Source organism: Maricaulis salignorans (assembly GCF_900103475.1).
GTDB lineage: Bacteria > Pseudomonadota > Alphaproteobacteria > Caulobacterales > Maricaulaceae > Maricaulis > Maricaulis salignorans.
The window spans coordinates 1-24,860 of record NZ_FNHG01000014.1 but is presented as its reverse complement, the minus strand read 5'-3'; the positions used below and the strand labels follow the sequence as shown (position 1 = coordinate 24,860).

Here is a 24,860-nt window from a genome sequence, read left to right as displayed (position 1 = left end):
TCGCCAGCGGCTCACTCTCGCAGAGGCGACCCTGAGCCGTCCTGGAGCTTGCCTAGCGGCAGATCAGACGCCGGCGCCCGTCGGCCAGGGTCTCAATGCCCAGGGATTGCGTATTCGCAAGAGCGGCCTCAAGCTTTTCGCCCGAGATCGGCTTGACGATGTAGAAACTGGCGCCGGCCTCGCGGCACCGCGCTTCCTTGTCCGGGTTCAGCGCGCCCGAAAACGCACCAATCGCACCGCCATGCAGCACGCCGCTCGCCAGCCTGATGAATTCAATCGGATCATCACCGGCCAACCCCATATCGGTCAGGACCAGAACAGGCCCGCCGGCCCGCCGGAACAAATGGGCCAGGGCCGCCTCGGGGTGGGTGAAACTCTCGAAATCGAGCTCAAACCCGGCATCCTCAAGATCTGTCCTGAACAGGAAGTGCTCGTCCGGGTCGTCATCGATCAGAATGATTGGAACGCCTTGGCTCACACCGTCTCCCCATAACAACCGCAACTGGTTCGCCGCGATACGATCCTGATTCGGGTGAAATGCCCGCAATCTTTGCAAACGGGCCTCAACCGCGCTGGAAGGGATAGAAATCCGATCCGAGGTCGAGCAGGCCGGTCAGCGCATCCAGCGCCTGCCGGCTCTCGACCAGTAATTGCGGGTCCGCGAGGTCGGCGGGCATCAAGCTCTCCCGGTAATGTTTCGCGCCCCACGCATTGAGCGCTGCGAACAGGTCAGGCGTCATGATCACATTTGCCGACAGCGCCTCGCGCTCGGACTGCGTCAGCACGACACGCAGCCGCAAACAGGCGGGTCCACCCCCATTGCGCATCGATTGCCGGACCGAGGCAAAATGAACGGCACCGATCGGCCCGTTGCCACTGACCAGACGATCACAATAGGCCCGCGTCGCCGTGTTTTCACGGGTCTCTTCCGGGGCGAGCAGGACGAGACGGTCTTCGCCGGGGACCTGCAGCAATTGGGAATTGAACAGGTAGGAGGTGATCGCATCGTCGAGCGACACTTCGCTGGCTGGCACTTCGACAAAATCCGGCTCGAACAGGCCATCTGCGGCGCGCCGGATTGCGGCGACCGCACCCTTACGGTCCTCGAAAGCCTGTTCGTGATAGAAAAGACAGGTGCGCGTGCCGACGCAGACCACATCATTATGGAAGGCGCCCGCCTGGATCGCGGTCCGCGATTGCTGCACCAGGACGGTGCGGGCCGGATCAAGCTGATGCCGCCGGGCAATCGCTTCGCAGCTCTGGCGCGTCTGCCGCGCCGGGAATCGACCATCATAGCTGGAGGCGGCGTCGCGTCCCCAGACCAGCAATTCAACCCCGGCCTCGCCATGATCCGCGCAAAGGCGGACATGATTGGCGGCCCCCTCATCGGCGAAGTCCGATTGATAGGGCAAGGCCTCATGGACGCAGAAGCGTTCATCATCGGCGAAAATACGGGCCAGGGCGCGTTGCGTCTGCGGCGCCTCAATCGCGCGATGCCCGGTCGTCAGCAGATTGGCCGAGGTGAAATGCACGCGGCCATCGGCGCTGTCAGCCGAAGGCGATACCATGGCCGCATTGGCCGCCCACATCGCCGAGGCCGAGCTGGCGCGGCGCAGCAAATGCGGCGCCTCGCGCGAGACCCGCTCGATGATCTGCGTATCGCTGCCGGAAAACCCCAAGGTCCTGAGCAGGGGCAGATAAGGCCGCTCATGCGGCGGCATCACCCCCTGGAGCAGGCCGATATCGGCCAGGGATTTCATCTTGGCGATGCCTTCGAGCACGGCTTCGCGCGGCGAGGATGCCAGACCTTCGCTGCGCGCGCTCGCCAGATTGCCCTCTGACAGCCCACCATAATTGTGAGTCGGCCCGACGAGCCCGTCGAAATTGGCTTCAATGGCAGTCATGGCACAGGCCTCTCACAGCTTCAGTCAATGCCCTTGATCGCCATATATTCCGGCTCAGGCGCCGCCTGGGTGGCAACCGGGAAAGCGCAATAATCGGCCGCGTAATAGGCGCTCGGGCGCAGATTGCCTGACTGGCCTGGCCCGCCGAACGGCATGTTGGACGCCGCACCGCAGGTCGGGCGGTTCCAGTTGACGATGCCGGCGCGACTCTCGACCCAGAAGCGTTCCCACAGATCGCGGCTGTCAGACACCAGGCCGGCGGACAGGCCGTAAGCGGTATTGTTCGCGACCTGCATCGCATCCTCGAAACTGGCAGCACGGGTGACCTGCAGCATCGGCCCGAAAACTTCCTCGTCGGGCACGTCGATACCGGTAACATCGAGCACGCCCGGACGCAGGAAGGCATCGCCAAGCGCATCGCGCTCGACCTTGCGCAGGGCGATGGCCCCGCGGGCGATGAGATCGTCCTGGGCGTCCAGAACGGCCTGCGCGGCGCGGGCGGAAACCAGTGGCCCGATAAAGGGCTGAACCGCGTCATTCCACTTGCCGATCGTCAGCCGGTCGGCCATCTCGATGATGGCGGCGATCACGGCATCGCCAGCCTCGCCGCGCGGCACGATCAGGCGGCGGGCACAGGAACAGCGCTGGCCCGCTGTGATATAGGCCGAATGCACCGCGATACTGGCTGCGGCGCGCGCATCGGCGGCATCCCAGATCACCAGCGGATTATTGCCACCCATTTCCAGCGCCAGCTGGATGCCGGGACGGCCGGCGAATGTCTCGTGGATGAATTTGCCCGTGCCCCAGGAGCCGGTAAAGAGCACGCCGTCGAGCTCGCCATTGTCCAGCGCCGCAGCACCGGTTTCGCGCGCGCCCTGAACCAGATTGATGACGCCAGCCGGAAGCCCGGCCGCATCCCAGGCGCGGATCATGGCTTCGCCGACACCCGGCGTGATCTCCGACGGTTTGAAGACGATCGTATTGCCGGCCAGCAAGGCCGGGATAATATGCCCATTGGGCAGATGGCCGGGGAAATTATAGGGGCCGAGCACAAACATCACGCCAAGCGGCTTGTGCGCCATGCGGGCGAAGCCGAAGGCCGTATCATTCTCATAGCCGCCGGTGCGGTCGGCATGGGCGGCAATGGAAATATCGACCTTGCCGATCATCGCACCAACTTCGCCGGCCGTTTCCCACAGGGGCTTCCCTGTTTCGCGCGCGATCAGATCCGCGAGCTCGTCCTTGCGGCTGCTCAGCTCAGCCTTATAGCGCTCCACGGCCGTAATGCGGTCAGCCAAGGAGGTCCGGCCCCAGGCCGAAAATGCCTGGCGCGCAGCTGCAAAGGCTTCGGCGACATCATCAGCGCCTGCGGCCTGGCCCTTCCAGACCAGCGAATTATCGGCCGGATTGGTCGAGGTGAAGGCAGCAGCTGTTCCGTCGCGCCAATGTCCATTGATGAAATTCATTGTGTTACCTCTACCGGCGCCAGAATCGGGCGCGCTCTCCGTCTCGCAAATCCATCGCCTGCATCACTTCATAGGAGATACCGAGCACATCGCCGTCATCGACGGCCTCGACGGCGCACGTGCGAAAGTCTTCAATCCTGTCGGTCGACAATATGCCCTGGACACCACCGACCGTGGTCGCGGCGCGCACTGTGACTTCACGGCTCTCGCGCAGGGTCCGGATATTTTCCGTCCAGGTCGACACCAGTGGTCCGCCATCGAAAATGTCGACGTATTTATCGTAATGGAAGCCTTCCCAGCGCAGCAAATTCATGGCGCCGACACCATCGCGGTGCGGCTGACCGATCACCTCGCGCACGGACTCCGGCAGAAGATCGACATAGATCAGATGCTGCGGGCCGAGATCGAGAATGAATTGATTGTCGGTCGAGGCGCTCAACCGGTCGGCCTCGTCGAAATCCATGTGGAAGAAGGGCCGCGAGACATGGTCGAAAAACGGCGAGGAACCATCCTCGAGCACGACCCCGCGCAATTCGGCCAGGACTTTCTCGCCAAAACGTTCCGGCGCGGCGCCCATCAGCAGATAACGTGACTGGGCGACCAGGCGCCCGGCACCGCCGCCGCGGCCAGCTTCGGACACGAAGAGCGTGCCGACCTCGGTCGATCCGGCGAAGTCATTGACCAGCAGCATGGCGTCCATATCGAACCGGCGCTGGGCGTCCACGGAATGCTGGGCGATCGTGATGATCTTGAAGTCCCAATAGGGTTTCGACACACCGACCATCGCCTTGATCGCCGAACAGCCGATAATCTTGCCGCTTTCCGTGTCCTCCAGCATGAGCTGATAGGTATCCTCGGTCTGCCCCTTCGGGTCAGACAGATAGGCCGCCTCCGACTTCTCCAGCCGTTCTGCCAGCACATCGCGTGTGACGGACAGGCTGGTGAAACCGGTCCCGGCTTCCTCGGCCAACAGGCTCAAGGCATCGATATCAGCCGCCTTGGCGGCGCGTACGATCAGCATTGTTTTCCCCGACCCGTCAGTCTTGTTGTTGCACCAGTGCGCGCGCTTCGCGCGCGTCGAACCGGCCTTGAGCAAATTTCATCAGCATCACGGCCGAGAGCTTGGCGCGCTCGCCCAAGCTGGACAGTTTCACGATCTCGCGATCGGAATGGATATCCGCCCCGCGCACACCGAGCGTGTCGACATTGGGACAGCCGGCCGCCCACAGATTATTGCCTTCGCAGACGCCGCCCGTATCCTGCCAGCGAATATCCAGCCCCAGACTCGATCCGGCGGCGCGGGTCCATTCGAACATTTTGGCATTGGCCGCACTCATCGGCTTGGGCGGGCGGGTGAAACCGCCATAGAGCTCGGCACCAATCCCGTCACGGATGCGCACCATATCGAGCAGACGCTCGAGTTCGGCCAGGACCCAGATCCGGTCATTCTCGGTCTTGACCCGGATATTGAAGCGCACCACGGCATTATCCGGCACCACATTCGGCGGCCCACCGCCATCAATGCGGGCGAGATTGAAGGTGACGTCTTCGCGGCGGCCGTTCAACCCGTCCAGCTCGAGACCGAAGGCGCAGGCTGCGGCGAGCGCATTGCGGCCAAGATGGTGTTCGCGGCCGGCATGGGCAGCGCGGCCGGACAGTTTGAGCGACCAATTGCCCGAACCCTTGCGGGCGCCGGCCAGGGATCCATCGGCCAGGGCCGGCTCATAGGTCATGCCGATATCCGCGCGGGCACCGATTTCGGCCAGCACCGGCGCCGAGCCGAGGGAACCAATTTCCTCATCCGGGCTGATCAGCACATCGATGCCGATCTGGTCTTTCCAGGGCGAGCGTTGCAGGGCGAGCAGGCCGTGCAGCATCACCAATATCCCGCCCTTCATATCAGCCACGCCCGGCCCATTGAGCGTGTCCTCATCCCAGAGCGTCGTCGACTGGAAGGCGCTGGAGAGCGGAAACACCGTGTCGTGATGTCCGGTCATGGCAATGCGGATGGGCGCTTCCGGCCGGATGCGGCAGCGGAAGGACGGCGTATAAGCTTGTTCATGCACGCGGCCATCGGGTTCGACCACGGTGGACGGTTGCAGTTCGACGGCATCGATACGGGCATCGTCGAGTTCGCCAAATGCGGTCTCGAGACAGGCCCTCATCCGCTCCAGCCCCTCGGGATTGCGGCTGCCGGAATTGATCGCGGACCAGGCCTTGACGGTCTCGATCATCGCATCGCTGCGCGTATCGACCCAGTCGAGGACGGCGCGCTCGTCAGCATTGAGCTCCAGAGGATTCAGCATGGCTCAGTGATAATGGTTTAAAAGAAGTGGTCTAGCCCCGGCGGACATATCCGCCGGGGCTAGACTGTCAAATTCGGCTCAGGCCTTGTCGAGTGCCTGCGCCAGGTCGGCGATCAGGTCATCGGGATTCTCGATGCCGACAGAGATCCGGACCAGACCTTCAGAGAAGCCCTGGCGTTTCCGCAATTCCGGATCAACACCGCGATGGGTCGTCGAACCGGGATGACAGATCAGGGTCTCGGTGCCGCCGAGGCTGACAGCGAGCTTCATGACTTGCAGGGCGTTCAGCATCCGGAACGCGCTGGCTTCGTCAGCCAGATCGAAGGCGAAGGTCGAACCGGCCGAGATACACTGGGTCTTGAAGACCTCCGCATCACGATTGCCCTCGCCCAGGAAGCCCAGATAGCGCACGCGCTTCACCTTGGGATGATCGCGCAGAAAGGCGGCGACCTTTTCAGCACCCAGCGCCGCGGCATCCATGCGGATTTTCACGGTTTCCAGCGAACGCAGCAGCATCCAGCAGGTGTGCGGATCCAGATTGGTCCCGAGATAGCCGCGCAAGCCGCGCACCAGCGCCATCGGCTCTGACGCGCCCAGTGCAGAACCCGCGATCAGATCACTGTGGCCGCCGACATATTTCGTCAGCGAATAGACCAGGACATCGGCGCCAAGCTTGAGCGGCGCCTGGCCGACGGGGCCAAGGAAAGTGTTGTCGACCACGATCCACGGGCGCTTGCCCTGCATCTCGGCGATCATGTCGGCGATGCGGTTGCAGGCCGCCAGGTCAACCAGATCATTGGTCGGATTGGTCGGGGTCTCGGTGTAGATGACGGAGACCGGTCCGAGCGCCATGGCGCTCTCCGCCGCTTCCCGAATTTCGGCCTCTGAGGCCGCAGCGAAGAAGTCGACCGTCTTGATGCCGTAATTGGGCAGGAATTTGCGCAACAGGCTTTCCGTGCCGCCATAAAGCGGCGTCGATTGCAGGATCACCGAGCCGGAATGTGCCAGCGCCATCAAAGTGGTCGAGATCGCTGCCATGCCGGATGAGAACACCGCCGCTTCTTCAGCCGCATCATAGAGTGCGAGACGGTCTTCCAGCACTTCCATGTTCGGATTGTTGAAGCGTGAGTACATCAGGCCGGCCGATTCCGGATCACCTTCTTCGGCCTGGCCCAGTGCCACACGGAAGAAGGAGGCGCCAGCCTCGGCGGTTTCAAATGCGAAGGTCGAGGTCAGGAAGATCGGTGGTTTGATCGACATTTCCGAGAGCTTGGGATCATAGCCATAGCTCATCATCTGGGTCTCGGGGCTCAGCGTATGGCCGGCCACGGCATGTTTGCGGTAGGGCTTGTCGGGTTTGCTCATCGGTATGTCCTCGAAATCGCGCCGGGCGGGGCCACCCCGCTGCGTGTCGGAGGGATTAGAACCAGCTTCGAGCGCGGGTCAAGCCTGTCCTGAAGACGCCGGAAAAACCGGCCCACCCTGCCCGTATCAACCGGTTTTACGGCACGATTATTCCAAGAAAAAGGGCGGCCCGGCAAAAAGCCGGACCGCCCGATTTCAGGCATCATACTCAAGATTAGTTGAGGACGATGACCACTTCTGCACGACGGTTGAGCGGCTCGCGCACACCGTCTGGCGTCTGAACCGCATTGCGGGTTTCGCCGAAGGCTTCCAGCGAGATCGTGCTGGCAGGAACGCCGAGGCGAACCAGTTCATCACGAACAACGCGGGCACGGCGCTCGGACAGACCCACATTGTAGGATGCTGCACCGGAACGGTCGGTAAAGCCCGAAACCGAAACGCGTGTCACGCCGCAAGAACCGCGCTGGTTCGAAGCTTGTGCGATAACTGCACGCGCTTGATCCGTCAGGTCCGCACGATCCCACTCGAAGTAGACTGGGAACTGCACATCGTTACACACGACCGCTGGTGGCGGTGGTGGTGGCGGTGGCGGTGGTGGCGGTGGTGGCGGTGGTGGTGGCGGTGGTGGAGGCGGTGGTGGTGGCGGAGCTGCGAAGGAATAACGCAGACCAACCCATGCCTCATGGCCAGCAAGCGCATCAACGCTCACGCCTGGGGAGTAGTCAGAGCTGCCAGCCGAGAAATACCGGTATTCGGTATCCAGGGTCAGGCGCTGGGAGAGTTCCCAACCGATACCGGCCATGACTTGCCAAGCGAACGGGCTGTCGCTGTCCGTCGAGATCACATAGTCAGCTGGCGTCGCGCCAACTGGCATGGTGCCCGCAGACCAACCGGACAGAGTCGCGTTGGTTTCAGCAATACCGACACCGACACCGACGTAAGGGTGGTAGGAGCCATTTGGATTGAAATCAAAGATGGCATTGGCCATCAACGACCAGATCTGGAACTTGCTGGAGCTATCTTCGAAAGATCCAACCGCGCCGGTATTGTTATACCGATGCGCCAATTCGCCTTCAAAACGGAAACCATCGGCCCATTCGTAACCGATTGCTGCCGCTTCGCGCCAATTGCCTTCGCCATTGATTTCGCCATTCAGCGAACCAGACACATCAGTGTCGCCTGGGCCGCCATAACCGGCAGCACCACGACCATACCAGCCTTCGTCAGCGAACGCGGGAGCCGCTGCCAGGAAGGCTCCGACGGCGACCGCCGTAAAAAGCCGATTTTTCATTATACCCCCTCCGGAGACTCGCGTCTCCTTGGTGTGAAAGTGGATTCCCGGAAACGTTCCGAGAAAATCGAAAACACCCACTCCGGATATTTCCCATTCATTTCATTACAACAACCTGTCCAGCTTCGCCACAACGAAGTCCGAGAAAACACGTATTCGGTGCAAATTTCTGATGCCGTTGCAGAGACGCTACACCTTTGCGGCGAAAGCTGGGCGAGGTCCGTCGGCCAAATGGCGGCAATATTGACGAATAAACCTGCCAGAGCATGGATCCGGCCGGGTGGGGCGGCGGCTGGAGGCGGACAACCGTACAAAGTCTCGAATGCTGCACTGCGGCATCACCCTGAGCGTGTGCGCGGACGGAGGCGTGTCACCTGACGCTCATTGGAACAGGATCGCGTCGCCGATTCGGTTAGTTGAGCGATGCCTGCACCCCGCCCCGGCTGGCGATTCGTCCGTTCTCCGGGCCAGAGGCCTGCGCATAGGCGCCCTCGAACCGGCGTATCACGGCACCGTCGCGCCGGTAGAGGTCATTGAGATAGCGCACATCGCCATCGGCATCGCTCACCACGGTCCAGTAGTTGATGTGCACCGGCAGGCGCTCATCGAGCCAGACCACAGTCGGCGTATTGCCGGCGGCGACCTGTTCGATCTGTTCGGCGTCCCACCCCGGCTGGCTGCTCAACACCCATTCGGCGAGGACGAGCGGGTCATGCACACGGATGCAGGCTGCGGAAAAATCGCGCCGCGTCTCGGAAAACCGGTCCCGCTCGGTGGTGTCATGAATGTAGACATTGTGGCTATTGGGGAAAATGAACTTCACCTCACCCATCGGATTATTGCTGCCCGGCGGTTGCGACATTCGGTAGGGCCAGCCGCGCCCCCAGCGGCTCCAGTCGATATCATAGACCGAGATCTGGGTGCCGCTCGCATCATAGATGCGAAACCCCATCTGGGCAGCCAGCCCGGGATTCCGGCGGAATGACCGGAAGCGGCTCTGGGCCAGCCCGCCCGGAATGCCCCACCAGGGATTGAGAACAAGATACTGCATGTCCTCGGAGAACTCCGGCGTCGAGCTGACCTGGCGCCCGACCATGACGCGGTGCCGCCGCGCCAGCTGACCATCCTGCCAGGCCTCAAGGGTGAAGTCGGCCAGATTGACCCGGATATGGCGGCGACCCGGCTCCCGGCTCTGCCAGCGACGCTGTTCGAGATTGACGCGCAACTGCGCCATGCGCTCCTGCGGCGTAATATTCAGTTCGCGCAGCGTCGCCTGATCCATCTGCCCGGACGGCGAAAGATTGCCTCGGCCCTGATAGCGTCGCACCGCCGTCTCGAGCCGCACATCGAAGGCCTCACCGGCGGCCCAGTTTTCCCGGTAAACACCGACCGCCGCCAGCCGGGCGCGCAATTGATCAACCCGCGGGCCGCGATCACCGAGCGCAAGGCTCGAACCTGGCTCGATGCGTGGCCAGATTGGCTGCAAAGCCATCATCCGAAGCATTTCAGCCCGGAGTGCACGGTATTCCCCAAGCTCCGGCGCGAAGCCGTCCAGCGTTTGCGCGACACCGCCATCGGCCAGCGCCGCAGCGAGTGCATTGTGCAGCCCGGCACGCTCCGTATCGTCGGGCGTATAGAGCGCGTGGGTCTCCGAATCGGTCAGGCCATAGCGTAACCACCCGCCAAAGCGCAGGAAGGCGCGCGTCGCCATGGAAGCGCGGTGCTCATGGGGCAGCGAGCGGTCGAGCAAATCTTCAGCCGTCCCGTCCAGCGATGGCAAACCATGACTGGGCGCATCGAACAGGGCGATCGCCAGTTCCTCGATGGCGGCTTCGCTCCAGGCTGGCAGGGGCGCCAGAGGCGCCGGCGCGCTGCGCGCTGTGAGTACCGCGCCCGTTTCGGCCGGACGCACATCATCAGCACCGGCCGCGGCAGGGCCGCCGGCAAGCATCAGAAATAGCGTCAGAAACAAAACTGTCCGCAGCACAATCGGCCCCTCCCCAGAACCCGAAGCCGGATGTTAACCATATTCGCCGGCAACCGAAAGCTGAAAGCCCAATAGCCCGCCAAACAAGGCGCGGCGCGCCGGTCGGCTCAGCTTTCGAGCCGCTCTTCGGCGTCTTCCGCCATCAGCTCCGCAAGCGAAACGACCCGCGAATGAGCACGCTCCATATAGGCAGCGTTGTCGAACACATCGGTATCGGCATCCCAGACCTCGAAGAGTTGCCGCAGGCTTTCTTCATCATGTTCGGCGAAAGCCTTGATCTTGCGCTCGGCCTGGCTCGGCGAGCGGCCGAGAAATTCCAGCGCCTGCCGCCCGGCCTCGAGCGATGAGCCGAAGAGTTCGCGGATCGCACTGTCGGCACCGGCCGCGCGCAGCTGATAGACATGCTCCCGGCTCGCTGCTCGGGCGATGATGCGGATATGGGGAAAGCGCTGTTTGACGTGCTGGACGAGCTCGACCGCCCGCTCCTGGCTGTCGGTCGCCACGATCAGCAAGCGCGCCTTGGCAATCCCTGCCGCTTCCAGCAGACCCGGGCGCAGCGCGTCGCCATAATAGACCTGGATACCAAATTTGCGCAGCACCTCGATATGGGCGGGCGAATTGTCGAGCACGACCGGGCGGTGACCATCCATCACCAGAAGCCTCTGAACAATCTGACCGAAACGGCCCATACCGGCGATGATGACCGGCGCTTCTTCCTCAATCAGATCTGCCGGCCGGGACGCTCCGCCGCGCGGCGAGACATGCGGCGAGACCCAGCGCTCGAAAACGATCATGACCAGCGGGGTCGCCATCATCGAAAGCGCGACAACCAGGCCGGTGATGTTGGCGATATGATCGGGCAGGACCTGCACTCCGACGGCATAGGTCAGCAGGACGAAGCCAAATTCACCGCTCTGGGCCAGCGAGAAGGTGAAGAGCCAGCGGGCGTGTCCGCGAATGCCGAAGACCAGGGTCAGCCCCCACAGGATCACGCCCTTCACCAGGATCAGCGCCAGGACCAGGCCGAGGATGAGCCCTGGCGTCTGCGCCAGCAGGGAAAACTGCATCCCCGCGCCGACCGTAATAAAGAAGACCCCGAGCAACAGCCCCTTGAAGGGCTCGAGCACGCTGACCAGTTCGTGGCGGTATTCGCTGTCGGCCAGCACGACGCCGGCCAAAAAAGTCCCCAGCGCGGCCGACAGGCCGACCCAGCCCATCAGCAGGGCAATCGACATCACCAGCAGGAGCGAGGCGGCGAAGAAAATCTCGTGCAGGCCGGTGCGGCCGATGGCGCGAAAGACCGGCCGGGTCAGATAGCGGCCGACCAGGACCACCAGGACCACGGCCCCGAGCGTCAGCAATGCCTGTCCCCAGGCGGGCAGGTGCATGATCAGGCTGATATCCGCGGCCGGCGCGTCAGCCGCATCGGCCAGGAGCGGGCCGCCGGCCATGGGCATTTCGCCTGTGCCGGCGCTGACAGCCAGCAGCGGCATCAGGGCCAGCATCGGGATCACGGCAACGTCCTGGAACAGCAGAACCGAGAAGGCCGACTGGCCGCCCTCGCTGCGTAGCCAGCCCTTTTCGCCGAGCGTTTGCAGCACGATGGCGGTCGAGGAGAGCGACAGGATCATGCCCAGTGCGATCGCGACCCGCCAGTCCATCCCCAGGGCAAGACCGCCGGCCAGGGTCAGGGCCGTCACCGCGACCTGCATGCCGCCCAGCCCGATCAGCCTGACCCGCATGTCCCAGAGCAGGCGTGGCTGCAATTCCAGCCCGACCAGGAACATCATGATAACAACACCGAATTCGGCGAAATGCTGCACGTCCTCGGTGTGCGAGCCGACCAGTTCGAGCAGGGGCGCGATCGCGATCCCCGCCAGCAGATAGCCCAGCACCGAGCCGAGCCCGAGCCGGTGCGCGATCAGCACAGCGACGACGCCGGCCCCGAGATAGATAGCCGCCTGCAGCAGAAATGATTCCATGGCGGCACAGTGCGCGCGCCCGGGCGAAAGCTCAATCGGGCGGGGATTGGAAAATTCTGGAAATCGGGCGAAAATGCGCTGCGACTACAACTATTATCAGTCGGTCGCGGGGCGAGGCCCGGCCGACATGATCGCACAGCACGCACCGGCGGGGACGAGCCCCCGGCCCCGCTGCGCTGACAGCCCCGGGATTCGGTGCTAGTGCTGGGCACAAGTCCAAAGATATCCGGGGGAAGTTCTCATGCATGCATCGTCCAAACTCGGCCTGGCGCTGGCGCTGGCCGCGAGCCTTGCCGCCTGTGGCAATTCCGGCACCACGCCGGACAGCGAAACCGCGACCGCCACCACCGAGGCCTCGCGCTTTACCATCCTGGTCGGCGGCACCGAAATCGGTGCGCTCGAAATCACCGCCTCCGGGACCGGCTATGGCGTCGAATACGAGTACCGCAATAATGGCCGTGGCCCGACCATCTCCGAAACCGTGGCCCTGAGCGCGGCCGGCCTGCCGACCCACTGGACGATTGAAGGCGCCTCGACCTTCGGCAACCCGATCTCGGAAAGCTTTGAGTTCGAGGACGACCAGGCCAGCTGGACCGATGCCACCGGCAGCGATGCAGCGGTGATCGAGGGCGATGCCTTCTACGTGCCCCAGAATGCCAGCCCCTATTGGCTGGCGATCGCAGCGCGCGCCCTGATGGATACGAGCGACGCCGCTCTCAACGCCATCCCTGGCGGCGCCCTGCAGCTGAACGAAATCGAGACCTTGCCCGTCAGCAATGGCGAGGCCTCGCGGACGGTCACCAGCTATGCCATGACCGGCACCAGCCTGGATCCGACCTATATCCTGATGCACGGCCGCGCCTTTTTCGGCCTGATCACGCCCGGCTTCGCGATCCTGGAAACCGGTTTTGAAGCCGAGGACGAACGCCTGCGCGGCATCGCCGCCGCCTATGGTGCCGCGCGCCTCGAGAATATCCAGTCGCGCACGGCGCATGATTACGGCGCTCCGGTCCGTATCCGCAATGTCCGCGTCTTCGACCCGGCAAGCCAGGCTCTCGGTGCACCGGTCTCTGTCGTGATCGAGGGCGATCGCATTGCCGCGATTGATGCCCTTGATGTCGCAACGCGCGCCGGCGAGGTCGAGCTCGACGGTGCCGGCGGATCCCTCCTGCCCGGCCTGTTCGAAATGCATGGCCATATGGGTGAGGCTGATGCCCTCCTCAATATTGCCGCCGGCGTCACCAGCGTGCGCGATATGGGCAATAATAACGAAGTGCTCTCGGCCCTGATCGGCCGGATCGAAGCGGGCCAGCTGGCCGGACCGCGCGTCTTCCGCAGCGGCTTCATCGAAGGCCGCAGTCCGTTCAGCTCCAATAACGGCATTCTCGTTGAAACCCTTGAAGAAGCCGTAGCGGCCGTCGACACCTATGCCGATAGCGGCCAATACATCCAGATCAAGATCTATAACTCGATGAATCCCGACTGGGTTCCGGCCATGATCGAACGTGCCCATGAGCGTGGCCTGCGCGTGGCCGGCCATGTGCCCGCCTTCACCAATGCCGACGCCATGATTGCGGCCGGTTATGACGAGATGACCCATATCAACCAGGTCATGCTCGGCTGGGTGCTTGAAGAGGGCGAGGATACGCGTTCCCTCCTGCGGCTGACCGCGCTGCGCCGTCTGCCGGCGCTCGATCTCACCAGCGAGCCGGTGCAGAACACGATCAATGCGATGGCGGCACGCGGTGTCGCGATTGATCCGACCCTGGCGATCCATGAGGCCCTGCTGTTGTCACGCAATGGCGAACTCACCCCCGGCGCCGTCGATTATATCGACCATATGCCGGTCGACGAGCAGCGCAGCGCCCGCGCCGCCTGGGCCGATATCGCCAATGCCGAGGATGACGCCAATTATCGGGGCGCCTTCGACCAGGTCCTCGCCACGGTATCGATGATGCGCGAAGCCGGCGTTTTCATCGTGCCCGGCACCGATCTGGGCGGTTCCTTCACCCTGCACCGTGAGCTGGAACTGTATCAGCGCACCGGTATGACGGCCCCGGAAATCCTCGCCTGGGCCAGCCATGGCATGGCCGAATATCTCGGCGTGGATGACGAACTCGGCGCCATCGAGCCCGGCATGCTGGCCGATTTCTTCCTCGTTCCCGGCGATCCGACCGCAGACCTCGCCGCAATCAAGACCATCTCCATGGTCGCCTCCGACGGTGTGATCTATTACCCGAGCGAGATCTATCCGGAGTTCGGAATTCGGCCGTTTACCGAGGTGCCGAATGTGATGATGGCGCAGTAGGGCTTGCCCGAATACCGCAGCGTCGGCTTCCCGGGGAGGGTTTTCGCCCTCCTGCGAACCGGGTTGGGGGCGCCATGCGGTCAGACGCTGTGCGCCATGGCGCAGCCTTATTGGGGGGATGGGGGCAAGCTTGATGCTATCGTCATTCAGCAAAGTCCCCATCCCACCGGCCGGCGCAGTTTCGATACAGCTCACTCGCAATCGCGGCCTGTTCGCCATCATATGAGTGAGCGCCGCGACTCCACACTAGCCCGCTGCTAGTGCGGGATGTGCGGCGAACACCCGACACAACACGCCATCAATACGGCCCCGCCTCAGCGTCGCCGAGCATCTGCGCGTTCCCGGAAAAGTTATATAAAGCTCTTGTCATATCAATACTGTCAGTGATTTTGACCGTTGGAAGAACGGGCAGATATTCATTGCTCTGCAGGTCCCTGGCCACAAGCTCACCCACCCCTGCCAGACGATTGACGTCCGCGCTTGGCAAGTTGCCCCGTTCCGCCACTGCTCGCACCGATTGATCAAGCCCATTCCAGAATTGCTCGCGGATTGCCGTCGGAGAAACAATGGTCAAATGGGGATTCCCCTGCTCGCCATACCGCTGGAACACAGGGCGATCAACAAGGTGGGCCGTCTGAGCCCAATGCTCGCGGGCCGCTTCCAGGATCAGTTCGTTATGCGGGGCCGTCAGGCTGGGTGCTTGCTCAACCAGATTGGCTGATATCCGTGCCATAATAAAGTCCGGGGGCATAGATGCCGACGCGCCAGTGGGGCCTATGCGCACGGTGTTGAACCCTCCATCGGGCCTACCGACCACATTCTCGACACCGCAGACCGAAGGCCGGTCGCGGCAAAGCTGTGCCAGCACGCGGGGTGCCAACTGAGGGGCTCGGCTGGTGGATCTGGAAATCCGGTCGGCGGCTTCACTGTCATTCCCACACCCGCCGAGAGGGCCTGCCAGCCTGAGATATATTTCATGGACCGCGTACAGTGCCATTGTGTCGGTTTCGGTCGGCACGTCCAACCGATCAATCACCTCGCGCAGATCATTGAGGTCCTTGCAGGTCGCATCAGCAAATCCGTCTGCGCCGATTGCGACCACACAGAATATCATCAGGTGCAAGAGGGCGCGTTGAATGGATCGGTTAGCCGCCATCGGTCTCTCCCGAAACATCCTGTGGCGTTATATTGGAAAAAGGAGCCACACCGCCCTCGACGTTCTGTTGCGCCGCCTCGCCGGACTCTGTCGTCGGCTCGCCTCTCGAGGACGCCTCGATGCCAGCATCATTCACCTCGATTGGGGTATGTATGAGCAGGGAAAACCCGATTATGAGCGAACCCAACGTCATCGTGAATAACCCGGGGGACGACGTCGCCAAGGTCAACTGATATCCCCCCGCGGCCGCCCCCAGGTTGGACTCAGTGCTGTCGCCAATCTGAGCGAGGATGAAGATCGACCCAACAAATGTGAGCGCGGCGCCAATCAGGAAGCCGGCCAGCCGAAGCGTGTCGCGCGTCAGTAGCGATGCTCGCGCGAAATCATGCCGACGTGCCGCCTGGTAAGCCCCGAGCGTTGAGCCCGCACGCACGGCATCAAACTGATCATCGCTCGTGGCTATCTGCACGTAGGTGTCTGTGAGCTCCCGCGTCCCGGCGGAGCCCTGGGTGATGATCGAGTACATACCCCATCCGGCCAAGACGAGCCCAACGACAACCGTGGCACCAAGAACAATGAGACCCCGCTTGGCGAACGGCAGGATATCCCGCTGCCAGGCGTCCCTCGATCTGGCACTGGACGCTTCTGAATCCGTCATTGCTGGCTCCATTCATCCAACCCGCAGGTTGATTGATGCCGTCAATGCACTCTAAGATAATGTCGCGTTTCTGTCTACCGCACCGCCAAAGACCGCTCGCTGGACGCAGGGCGAATCTCCCGCCGTCTGCTTTGGCGCCGGGGCCGCAGCCGGCCCGTCTTTTGATCGTTTCCTGGTAACGCCACCGGGCTACCCCACACCAAAAGAGCGGGTGAGGCAGCCCAAATTGTCCCGGGGCCTAGTCCGGGCACCTCACCAGCGTCCAGGCATCCTTGCGGGCGTCGCCGGACCAGTGCTGCAGATTTCCGTCGACGATCGCCATATTATAGTCGAGCGGCTGTTCATCACCCTCCACGCTGCACTGTCCGGTCACGTGCCACTGCGCAGGGCCGGTTTCGGTGACGGTGCCAAATTCGCAATGCGCCTCGTGCTGATCAAACCCGTCAGCGCGCATGATCATAGGCGGTTGCTCATACTCCTGCGCGATGGCGCACTGGGCCAGGTCATTGCCCCAGGTGCCGACATAGGCGGGCTGGGCTGCGGTAATGGATTGTGCCGGAGAGCTGGCCGGGGCGGCCCCTTTGAGGGGATCTGCCGCTTGTTGGGCTTCCGGCTGTGGCGTTTCGGCCTGTGGCTCTGGCGTATCGGCCGCCGGCACGTCTGCCGCTTCAACGGTGTCACTGGCCGCAGGCGCAGCCTCGTCCGCAGCCGGAGAATTTGGATCGGCCTCGCCACCGCAAGACGCCAGGACCAGTGTCGCGACCAGAAGCGCGCTCGCTGGCAGCCCCTTTGCAGACCTCAAAACCTTCAACATGTGTCACCCCCTCTTTCCAGAAAAACCTGATTGATCGCCGGAGCTTGAGCGAGGCCGGCCGATTGGGCAAGGCCCGAAGGCGATATCGTCCCGACCCCAAGAAAAACCAGCAATAATGATGTTTGAAATATCATAATCAATGTATATGCTAGGTTCAGACCTCAGGATTATCCCCATGATCACCTCAGCCCAGATGCGCGCGGCCCGCGCCTTGCTCGGAATCGACCAGAAAACCCTGGCCGCTGCGGCCGGCGTATCGGTGCCGACCATCCAGCGCATGGAGGCCAGTGATGGCAATGTGCGCGGCGTGGTCGGATCGCTGGTGCGTGTGGTCGAGGCGCTCGACGGGCTCGGGGTCGAGCTGATCGGCGAGCAGGCACCCAGCCAGGGCACGGGGCGCGGCGTCCGGCTCAAGGCGCCCCCGGCCGATGAGACTTCAACGACAGACTAGATTTTCGCGACGGCGACCGCCGACAAATGCCGACGATCCCGCCGCCTGACCAAGGCAGGTGGACATGACCAAGACGACTGAAAAGACGATCACGCCCGAAACACCGCCCGCCCCCGCGCTGGGCGAGCTGTTCATGCCCAAGCTGATCACCGTATTGCGCGAGGGTTATACGCTCGCGCATCTGCGCAGCGATGCAGTTGCCGGGCTGACGGTGGCGATTGTGGCCCTGCCGCTCTCGATGGCGATCGCGATTGCCGCCGGCGCCTCGCCGGCCCAGGGCATTATCACGGCGATCATCGGCGGTTTCTTCGTCTCCCTGCTTGGTGGCAGCCGTTTTCAGATTGGCGGCCCGGCCGGGGCTTTCATCGTATTGATGGCAACGACCGCGCAGACCTTCGGCATGGACGGGCTGATCCTGGCGACAATGATGGCCGGACTGATCCTGATGGGGATCGGCTTTCTCAAACTGGGCACCTATATCAAATTCATCCCCTACCCGGTCACGGTCGGTTTCACGGCGGGCATCGCCGTCATCATTTTCGCCAGTCAGGTCAAGGAATTGCTCGGCCTGCAACTCGCCGAGCCGGAACCCGGCCCGCTGCTCGAAAAACTCCCGGTGCTGTGGAATGCCCTGCCGACGACGGATGCGCTGACCATCGCCGTCTCGGCCGCCACCGTGCTGGTCATTCTCGGTATCCGGCGCTGGCGGCCGCACTGGCCGGGCATGCTGATCGCGGTCGCCCTTGCCGCTGGCGCGACCGCCGCGTTCAACCTGCCGCTGGAGACCATCGGCTCGCGCTTCGGCGGCATCCCCTCCAGCCTGCCCTGGCCCTCCCTGCCGGAGATGTCGGGACCGCGCTTGATCGCCCTGCTGCCGAGCGCGATTGCCTTTGCCCTGCTCGGTTCAATTGAATCCCTGCTCTCCGCGGTCGTCGCCGACGGCATGACCGGGCGGCATCACCGCTCCAATAGCGAACTGGTGGCCCAGGGCGTCGCCAATATCGGTGCGGCCCTGTTTGGCGGGATCTGTGTCACCGGCACGATTGCCCGCACCGCGACCAATGTCCGCGCCGGAGCGCATGGGCCGGTCGCCGGCATCATGCATGCCGGATTTCTGCTGCTCTTCATCCTGATCGTGGCGCCGCTGGCCAGCTTCATTCCGCTCGCCTGCCTCGCCGGCGTCCTGGCCCTGGTGGCGTGGAATATGGTGGAGAAACGCGCCTTCATGATCCTGCTGCGGGCTTCGCGCGCCGATGCGCTCATTCTGCTGGCGACCTTCGGCCTGACGATTTTCCGCGATCTGACCGAAGCCATTGTCGTCGGTTTTGCCATCGGCTCGGTCGTCTTCATCCACCGCATGTCGCAAACCACGGCGATCGAGAGCTGGACGCCCTTCGTCGATGAAGACAAGCCCGACCGCATCACCGCTCCGGCCGACGCCAGGGCGGGGCCGGCCGAGCAGGATGCGGAAATCCTGGTCTACCGCATCAGCGGAGCCTTCTTCTTCGGCGCCGCCGCCTCGATCGGCTCGGTGCTGGAACGCATCGCCGACACGCACCGCGTCCTGATCATTGATTTCGCCGCCGTGCCCTTCGTCGATTCAACCGCGGCCCACATGATTTTGGGCCTGGCGCACCGGGCCCGGAAGCGCGGCCTTCCGGTGATCATCTCGGGTGCCTCGGACATCGTGCAGCACAAGCTGGTTGCGCTCGAAATCACCAGGCCCCTGGTCAGCTATGAACCGGCTCTGGCGCAGGCCATGACGGCGGCGCGGGCCCGGATCGACGCGCGCAATGAATAAGCTCCTGCCGATCTGGCGCGCCTTCAATCTGCACTGTCCGGCCTGTGGCAAGGGCGCGCTCTATCGCCGCTATCTCAAACCGGTCGCGGTGTGTGCGGCCTGCGGCGAACCGCTCGGTGAGATCCGCGCCGAGGACGGGCCGGCCGCCTGGACGATTCTCGGGCTGGGCCCTTTCCTGGTGCCGATTGCTTTCATGGTATCGATGAGCGGCGCGCCGATCTGGCTCACCCTGCCCCTGCTCCTGCTGGGCGCGTTCGGCATAGTGCTGGTTGCCCTGCCGCGGGTGAAGGGTGTCTTCATCGCCGTGCTGTGGATCATGGCCCGCCCCTGACGCAGATCCCGCTTGACACGGCCCTTCGTTTCCATAATCGTTGAAGTATGGAAACTTCAACCGCCCTGCTTCGTCTCTCCGCCCTGGCCCAGGCCAATCGCCTGGCGGTCTTCCGCCTGCTCGTGAAAGCGGGCAAGTCGGGCCTGGCGGCGGGCGAAATTGCGCGCCAGCTCGAGATCGCCCCCAACACACTCTCGGCCCAGCTGACCGTGCTGGCCAATGCCGGCCTGGTCGATAGCCGCCGCGATGGCCGCTCCATCATCTACACCGCCGCCTTCGAACAAATGGGCGAGCTCATCGTCTATCTGGTCGAGGATTGCTGCCAGGGCGATGCCGGTATCTGCGCGCCACTGGCCGGCGTCACTGATCGCATCGCCTGTTCAACCCCATCCAAGGGAGCCTGCTCATGAAACGCCTGCACATCCACGTCGCTGTCGATGACCTGCCCGGTTCGATCGGCTTCTATTCCACCCTGTTCGCCACCGCGCCCTCGGTTGAAAAACCCGACTACGCCAAATGGATGCTCGAGGATCCGCGCGTCAATTTCGCCATAAGCGCCCGCGGCGCCAAGACCGGCGTCGAGCATCTCGGCATCCAGGTCGAGAGCGGCGAGGAACTGGCTGAAGTCTATCAACGCCTGGCAAAAGCCGATGCGGCCGTGCTCGAAGAGGGTGAGACGACCTGCTGCTACGCCAAATCGGAGAAAAGCTGGGTCCATGATCCCAGCGGCGTCGCCTGGGAAGTCTTCCACACCACCGGCGAGGCGGTCGATTATGGCGGCGCCGCTGCCGCCAGCGACCTGCCCCCCTCCGCTGTCGCCGACACTGGCACGCAGGCCTGCTGCACCCCGTCGGTCAAGCGCGAGGGCGCGTGCTGCTGATGGGATTGTTCGAACGCTATCTCACCGCCTGGGTCGCGATCGCCATTGCGGTCGGGATCGGGCTGGGCCAGCTCATGCCGGACCTGCTGGGCGCCCTCGCCGGGCTGGAAATCGCCCACGTCAATCTGCCCGTCGCGCTGCTGATCTGGGCGATGGTCTGGCCGATGATGATCGGCATTGATCTGGCCAGTGTGAAAGAAGTCGGCAAACAGCCCAAGGGCCTGGTCATTACCCTGGCGGTCAACTGGCTGATCAAGCCCTTCACCATGGCCGCGCTCGGCGTCCTCTTCTTCAAGCATGTCTTCGCCGGACTGATCCCGCCCGCCGATGCGCAGGGCTATCTCGCCGGCCTGATCCTGCTGGGCGCCGCACCGTGCACCGCCATGGTCTTCGTCTGGTCGCAGCTGACCCGCGGCGATGCCGCCTACACACTGGTCCAGGTCAGCGTCAATGACGCCATCATGGTATTCGCCTTCGCACCGATCGTCGCGCTGCTGCTCGGCGTCACCGATATCGCCGTGCCCTGGGAAACCCTGCTCCTCTCGGTCGGGCTCTATGTCGTCATCCCGCTGATCGCCGGCATGCTGACACGGCGCGTCCTGATCCGCCGCGGCGGACCGGCAGCCGTGAGTGCCTTCACCGACCGGATCAAACCGGCCTCGGTCATGGCCCTGCTGGCAACCGTGGTGCTGCTGTTCGGCTTCCAGGGGCAGGTCATCCTGTCGCGGCCATTGATCATCGCCCTGATCGCGGTGCCGATCATCGTGCAATCCTATGCCATCTTCGCGCTCGCCTATGGCGCTGCCTGGGCCTGGAAACTGCCCCATGCGGTGGCCGCCCCCTGTGCGATGATCTCGACCTCGAACTTCTTCGAGCTCGCCGTTGCCGTCTCGATCAGCCTGTTCGGATTGAATTCCGGCGCGGCACTGGCGACTGTGGTCGGCGTGCTGGTGGAGGTGCCGGTCATGCTGTCCCTGGTCGCCATTGCCAATGCGACGCGCGCCCGTTTCCCCGGAGCCAATCCATGATCGTCATCCATCACAACCCGGCCTGCGCCACCTCGCGCAATGTGCTGCGCACGATCGAGGCCGCCGGCTATACGCCCGTGGTGATCGATTACCTCGAACAGGGCTGGACGCGGCCGCAATTGCTCGCCCTGTTCGCCGCCGCCGGGCTGACACCGCGCAGCGCCCTGCGCGAAACCAAATCGCCCGCCGCCGAGCTCGGCCTGCTCGAGCCCGGCATCAGTGATGCGCGCATCCTCGAGGCCATGCTCGAGCATCCGGTGCTGGTGAACCGCCCTATCGTCTGCTCACAAAAAGGCGTCCGGCTCTGCCGCCCCAGCGAAACCGTACTCGATCTGCTCGAACGCTGGCCACAAGGCCCCTTCGCCAAGGAGGATGGCGAGATCATCATCGACGCCGCCGGCCAGCGCGCCGCCACGCCCTCTCACCCGGGCTGATCCCGCCTCGCAGCGTGCCGGCCGGGTCAGAATTACTCAACCCGAACAGGCACCTACACGCAGCTTCGTGAAGCATTACAACAAGGGGTTGATCTTTTCCCGATGCGGTCGAACAATGTCGGCCGGCCTCGAGCAGGCCGTGTGGGGGAAATCGAAATGGCGGAGACGGACGAGGACACGCCCGGTCCAGGGGAGACTGCACCCGAAAACGAGGTGGCGGCGGCGGAGGTCACGGCCGAGCCGCAAGAGGTCGAGACAACACCTGACAACGGGCTCGGATTCGAGTTCGAGGGCGCCGCCGAGCTGGAACAGGTCGACGCGCTGATCGGGCGCGCCCATTTCGGCGTTGGCGGTGACCATATCGCTCCGTTTTCGCGCCAATTGCGCAAGGCAATGCGCGATGATTTCCCGTCCGACAATGACATCCACGACATCGCGGACAAGGCCATTGCTGACGTCCAGGTCGGCTATGGCCTGATGCGCGTCAGTACTTTTCTGGCCTATGTCATCCTGATGGTCGTGCTGAGCTCAACCATTCATGCCGGCTATCCCGAGATGCAGAACCTGCTGGTCTGGGGCGTACTGGTCGAGCTGATGGCCCAGCTCCCGGGCGTGGGCAGCAATAGCGAACTCGTCTACGCCTACGCCGCGTTTGGGCTGGTGGTCTTCGCCGGCCTGCGTGTTGTCATTCGCGCCCTGTTCAAGCGCGAGATTGAAATCAATGGCGAGAAATTCGCCTACAAGGTCAAGTCCCGCTACGACGACATCATGTCCCGGATGGACAAGTGTACGCGCAACGCCCTGCTGGAAAGCGATAATTGGGCAAAGCGGGCCAGTCTCTGGACAAAAATCGCCCTCTGGTGCTCGAAGCGCTCGGAATATCTCGACCGGTACGCGACCACTGTGGGCTGGAAGGCGCGCTTCACGATCAAGATGTTTCATATCATCTCGCTGGGCGCGAAGATCGCCATCGGGACCTATGTCTGTTTCACGATTGCGGTCAGCCTTTACGCGGCGCCCGATGGCAGCCTGGCGGTCCACACGGATCTGTTCCGTGTCATCGCTGCCCTCGTGGCGATCCCGGCACTGATCTATTCCTGGGCGATCCTCCACTGGTTCCCCGGCGACATCTGGACCGAGAAATTTGCCAAACTGGTCGAGGATGAGTCCGCAGCAACCGGGAATTATTTCGACGACATATCCGACATGGTGGAGAGCTTTGTGCGCACGATCAGCGCGAGCCGGTTCAATGGGGGCCAGCGCAATAGCTGAGTGGACCTGAAACCTCGGGGGAGGCGGATGACATTTGAATTATCAGGCCGGGCAATGGCCGCGATCACGGGCTATACTGCGCTGATTTCCGGCGTCATTCTGCTGGTTCTATTTCTGCTTTTCTGCGGCGAGAGCACCGGAATGACTTTGCAGACCTGGCAGGCGGTCATGGCCGCGGCGCTGGTTCTGCCCTTCGCCATCGCTGTTGCGACCGTCTGGATCGACCTGACGGCCAGCGATCATCAGACCGCCTATCATTTCCGCACTGCGGAGAAGCCGATCTCGCTGCAATTGCGGTTGCTGCGCAATCTGATCCTGATCGCCTACCCGCAAACGATCGTCCTCGGCTTTGCCATCGTGGACCTGATCCGCCACGCCGCCCTCAATACCAGCAATCTCGGACCGATTTTCATTCTGATCAGCGCGATCATGGCGAGTGCCGGCTGGCTATATACCAATTATGTCAACGCGCTGAAGACCCGGCATGTCGCCGCCATCGAACATTTGAGTCACATCAACTCGAATGAGCGCCATCGCAATTATGCCAGCGCTCTCAAAGCCTTCATAGCGGAACAGCATCATGAAGGCGTGGATGGAATCGGGGACCTCACCTTTTCGTTGGCCGCGGTCAAAGACCTCTGGGAAAACGCCCCGACCGTCATTGTCGAGGGCAAGGAATACACATTTCGCGAAGTCTGCCGGTACTTCCTCGGCTATCTCGAACATGTCGCGATCAGCATTCGTGTCGGCATCTTTGATTTCGACATCATCCAGCGACAGCGCCGCCGCCGCCTCATGCTGTATTTCAACACCCTGTTCTACGTCATTATCTACCAGTCCGCAGCGACGGAGAATCCACCGCACCGGCGCGGGAAGAACCATTACCGGCGCGGCAATGACATGTGGGAGAATTTCATCTGGCTGATCATGCGAATGGATGACAAATCCCGCATCAATTCAGACCTCCATCCCTACAGACGGATCGACCCGCGCCGATTGCGCAAACCGACGGAGCCGACACCCCAGCCCGCGTCCGGATTCAAATATGGCGGCCTCGCCGAAATCGACGACGCCTAGGGCGTGGACTCAATTGCGCGCATCCAAATTCGGGCTGAGGCGAGCGCGAGGGCGGCCATGAAATTGTCGGCGTGTTTTTCGAAGCGTGTGGCGATGCGGCGGAACTGTTTGAGTTTGCAGAAGAAGCGCTCGACCAGATTGCGCTGACGGTAAAGGCTCGGAGGGACGCTGCGCTGGATGCGAACCCGGCTCTGGGTGGGGATATGCGCCTCGCCGCCGCGGTCCCGGACAAAATTCACGAGCGCCATGCTGTCATAACCTCGGTCGGCGATCACACATCCGGGCGGCAAGGCACCGAGGAGTTGGGGCGCAATCGTTTTGTCCGAGGCCTGGCCGGGTGTGATCAGCA

General features: G+C 62.9%; 23 protein-coding genes. 10 read left to right on the top strand and 13 right to left on the bottom strand.

What is annotated here, in order from left to right; all coding sequences use genetic code 11:
* Positions 1-52: 52 nt before the first annotated feature.
* From BLT42_RS10985 to BLT42_RS10945, 9 genes are all read right to left on the bottom strand, one after another.
* Positions 53-478, bottom strand: a complete 426-nt coding sequence (locus BLT42_RS10985; protein ID WP_176780336.1) for a response regulator — start codon at positions 476-478, stop codon at positions 53-55.
* An 85-nt stretch (positions 479-563) separates the two neighbouring features.
* Complete coding sequence (astB, locus tag BLT42_RS10980; RefSeq protein ID WP_091770727.1) at positions 564-1,904, bottom strand: N-succinylarginine dihydrolase; 1,341 nt, start codon at positions 1,902-1,904, stop codon at positions 564-566.
* 20 nt (positions 1,905-1,924) lie between these two features.
* The gene (gene astD / locus BLT42_RS10975) at positions 1,925-3,370 is read right to left on the bottom strand and encodes a succinylglutamate-semialdehyde dehydrogenase (protein WP_091770725.1); all 1,446 of its coding nucleotides are present in this window, start codon (positions 3,368-3,370) and stop codon (positions 1,925-1,927) included.
* A gap of 10 nt (positions 3,371-3,380) precedes the next feature.
* Positions 3,381-4,391, bottom strand: a complete 1,011-nt coding sequence (locus BLT42_RS10970) for an arginine N-succinyltransferase (RefSeq protein WP_091770723.1) — start codon at positions 4,389-4,391, stop codon at positions 3,381-3,383.
* A 16-nt stretch (positions 4,392-4,407) separates the two neighbouring features.
* Complete coding sequence (locus BLT42_RS10965; protein ID WP_091770721.1) at positions 4,408-5,676, bottom strand: hydrolase; 1,269 nt, start codon at positions 5,674-5,676, stop codon at positions 4,408-4,410.
* Positions 5,677-5,754: 78 nt separating this feature from the next.
* The gene (locus BLT42_RS10960) at positions 5,755-7,041 is read right to left on the bottom strand and encodes a cystathionine gamma-synthase family protein (RefSeq protein ID WP_091770719.1); all 1,287 of its coding nucleotides are present in this window, start codon (positions 7,039-7,041) and stop codon (positions 5,755-5,757) included.
* Positions 7,042-7,255: 214 nt separating this feature from the next.
* Positions 7,256-8,413, bottom strand: a complete 1,158-nt coding sequence (locus tag BLT42_RS10955) for an OmpA family protein (RefSeq protein WP_233342444.1) — start codon at positions 8,411-8,413, stop codon at positions 7,256-7,258.
* A 331-nt stretch (positions 8,414-8,744) separates the two neighbouring features.
* Positions 8,745-10,319: a L,D-transpeptidase family protein gene (locus BLT42_RS10950; protein ID WP_143024115.1), complete on the bottom strand. Its 1,575-nt coding sequence runs from the start codon at positions 10,317-10,319 to the stop codon at positions 8,745-8,747.
* Positions 10,320-10,426: 107 nt separating this feature from the next.
* Positions 10,427-12,301: a cation:proton antiporter domain-containing protein gene (locus BLT42_RS10945; protein ID WP_091770713.1), complete on the bottom strand. Its 1,875-nt coding sequence runs from the start codon at positions 12,299-12,301 to the stop codon at positions 10,427-10,429.
* Positions 12,302-12,542: 241 nt separating this feature from the next.
* Here BLT42_RS10945 and BLT42_RS10940 point away from each other — a divergent pair, with 241 nt between their 5' ends.
* Positions 12,543-14,609, top strand: coding sequence for an amidohydrolase family protein (locus BLT42_RS10940; RefSeq protein ID WP_091770711.1), 2,067 nt, complete (start codon positions 12,543-12,545; stop codon positions 14,607-14,609).
* Positions 14,610-14,907: 298 nt separating this feature from the next.
* Here the strand turns inward: BLT42_RS10940 and BLT42_RS10935 are convergent, their stop codons facing one another.
* From BLT42_RS10935 to BLT42_RS10925, 3 genes are all read right to left on the bottom strand, one after another.
* The gene (locus BLT42_RS10935; protein ID WP_091770709.1) at positions 14,908-15,765 is read right to left on the bottom strand and encodes a hypothetical protein; all 858 of its coding nucleotides are present in this window, start codon (positions 15,763-15,765) and stop codon (positions 14,908-14,910) included.
* Positions 15,755-16,423, bottom strand: a complete 669-nt coding sequence (locus BLT42_RS10930; protein ID WP_091770707.1) for a hypothetical protein — start codon at positions 16,421-16,423, stop codon at positions 15,755-15,757. Before BLT42_RS10930 ends, BLT42_RS10935 begins: the two co-directional genes overlap by 11 nt.
* Before the next feature lie 238 nt (positions 16,424-16,661).
* Positions 16,662-17,237, bottom strand: coding sequence for a hypothetical protein (locus BLT42_RS10925; protein ID WP_091770705.1), 576 nt, complete (start codon positions 17,235-17,237; stop codon positions 16,662-16,664).
* Between the two features lie 175 nt (positions 17,238-17,412).
* On the opposite strand from BLT42_RS10925, the gene BLT42_RS10920 reads away from it, so the two are divergent.
* The 9 genes from BLT42_RS10920 to BLT42_RS10880 all read left to right on the top strand — a co-directional run bounded on the left by BLT42_RS10920 (position 17,413) and on the right by BLT42_RS10880 (position 24,511).
* A complete protein-coding gene (locus BLT42_RS10920; protein ID WP_091770703.1) occupies positions 17,413-17,688 on the top strand; it encodes a helix-turn-helix domain-containing protein in 276 nt (91 codons plus the stop codon).
* 64 nt (positions 17,689-17,752) lie between these two features.
* The gene (locus BLT42_RS10915; protein WP_091770701.1) at positions 17,753-19,489 is read left to right on the top strand and encodes a SulP family inorganic anion transporter; all 1,737 of its coding nucleotides are present in this window, start codon (positions 17,753-17,755) and stop codon (positions 19,487-19,489) included.
* A complete protein-coding gene (locus BLT42_RS10910; protein ID WP_091770699.1) occupies positions 19,482-19,820 on the top strand; it encodes a DUF983 domain-containing protein in 339 nt (112 codons plus the stop codon). Before BLT42_RS10915 ends, BLT42_RS10910 begins: the two co-directional genes overlap by 8 nt.
* A gap of 47 nt (positions 19,821-19,867) precedes the next feature.
* Entirely contained in the window at positions 19,868-20,230 is a 363-nt protein-coding gene (locus BLT42_RS10905; protein WP_091770697.1) for an ArsR/SmtB family transcription factor, read from the top strand.
* Positions 20,227-20,700: an ArsI/CadI family heavy metal resistance metalloenzyme gene (locus tag BLT42_RS10900; RefSeq protein WP_091770695.1), complete on the top strand. Its 474-nt coding sequence runs from the start codon at positions 20,227-20,229 to the stop codon at positions 20,698-20,700. The genes BLT42_RS10905 and BLT42_RS10900 overlap by 4 nt, the downstream gene beginning before the upstream one ends.
* The gene (gene arsB, locus BLT42_RS10895) at positions 20,700-21,728 is read left to right on the top strand and encodes an ACR3 family arsenite efflux transporter (RefSeq protein ID WP_091770825.1); all 1,029 of its coding nucleotides are present in this window, start codon (positions 20,700-20,702) and stop codon (positions 21,726-21,728) included. Before BLT42_RS10900 ends, arsB begins: the two co-directional genes overlap by 1 nt.
* Positions 21,725-22,162, top strand: coding sequence for an arsenate reductase (glutaredoxin) (gene arsC / locus BLT42_RS10890; RefSeq protein WP_091770693.1), 438 nt, complete (start codon positions 21,725-21,727; stop codon positions 22,160-22,162). The genes arsB and arsC overlap by 4 nt, the downstream gene beginning before the upstream one ends.
* A gap of 156 nt (positions 22,163-22,318) precedes the next feature.
* Positions 22,319-23,434 (top strand): hypothetical protein, encoded by a 1,116-nt coding sequence (locus BLT42_RS10885; RefSeq protein ID WP_091770691.1) that lies wholly within the window; start codon positions 22,319-22,321, stop codon positions 23,432-23,434.
* Positions 23,435-23,461: 27 nt separating this feature from the next.
* Positions 23,462-24,511, top strand: a complete 1,050-nt coding sequence (locus BLT42_RS10880) for a DUF4760 domain-containing protein (protein ID WP_143024114.1) — start codon at positions 23,462-23,464, stop codon at positions 24,509-24,511.
* Here the strand turns inward: BLT42_RS10880 and BLT42_RS10875 are convergent.
* Positions 24,508-24,860: transposase (locus tag BLT42_RS10875; protein ID WP_176780335.1), on the bottom strand; the 353-nt coding region annotated here is incomplete at its 5' end. The genes BLT42_RS10880 and BLT42_RS10875 overlap by 4 nt on opposite strands.